2 protein-coding genes are annotated in these 867 nt (G+C 66.9%); both read right to left on the reverse strand.

All coding sequences use genetic code 11. The features are described from left to right. A partial coding sequence (locus NN5_RS26195; RefSeq protein WP_157081339.1) for an aldehyde dehydrogenase family protein occupies positions 1 to 175 on the reverse strand: 175 nt, incomplete at its 3' end. Positions 176 to 289: 114 nt separating this feature from the next. Next, positions 290 to 867: MFS transporter (locus NN5_RS24785; RefSeq protein ID WP_169801062.1), on the reverse strand; the 578-nt coding region annotated here is incomplete at its 5' end.

Raw genomic sequence — 867 nt, forward strand, 5'->3', positions numbered from 1 at the left:
CCCACGCACGATCCGCCGCCTCCACCGCCCGGGCCACGTCGCGCGCGTCGCCATTGGGAATGCGCCCGATCACCTCCTCCGTCGCGGGGTCGATCGAATCGATCCAGTCGCCGCTTTCGCTCGCCACCAGATCGCCACCGATCAACATGTGCGACGCCGTCGTCACCGGCTTCATTGGTTCTCTCCAGCTTTTGGGACGTGCAGGGCGTCCAGTTTTATGGACGTGTTCATTTCTATACGGCTGGTCGGTCGCGTCAACCTTTCGGATGGCGCGGCCCGAAATTTGCCGTCAGCCGCCGCGTTTTGCGTTGCGGCGCAAGATCGGGACCGCGCCGCTCGATAGCCCGATTGCCACTGCGAGGGCAGCCATGCCGGCGGCTGTCGCGAAGGTGGCCCTGAGTCCGTGCGCCGCGGCGAGTCCGCCCGGAGCTCCATCGTGCGCGGTGGCGGAAAAGATCGAGGCCATCACCGACGCGCCGGTGACCAATCCGATATTGCGCGACAGGTTCATCAGTCCGGCGAAGGTGCCGCGCGTTGCAGAAGAGGATTTCGCCATCACCGCGGCGTTGTTGGAGATCTGAAACACGCCATAGCCGCCCATCACCACGATCAGCGAGCCGATGAAGCGCGGCAGGCCGACGATCCCCTCGCTGAAAGCCAGCCCCGCCGCTCCCGCCGCCATGATCGCCAGCCCGGCAAGGCTCATCGCGACGATGCCGAGCCGGTCGACCAGCCGCCCGATCGGCACGCCCCCGACAGCCGAGATGACCGGCCCGACCGAAAGCGCCAGCCCCGCCTGGGCGGGTGTCATGTGCAGACCCTCGACCAGATAGAAGGGGCCGACGACCAGCGTCGCCATGATCACGG

The sequence above is a fragment of the Novosphingobium naphthalenivorans NBRC 102051 genome (assembly GCF_001590985.1).
GTDB classification, from domain to species: Bacteria; Pseudomonadota; Alphaproteobacteria; order Sphingomonadales; family Sphingomonadaceae; genus Novosphingobium; species Novosphingobium naphthalenivorans.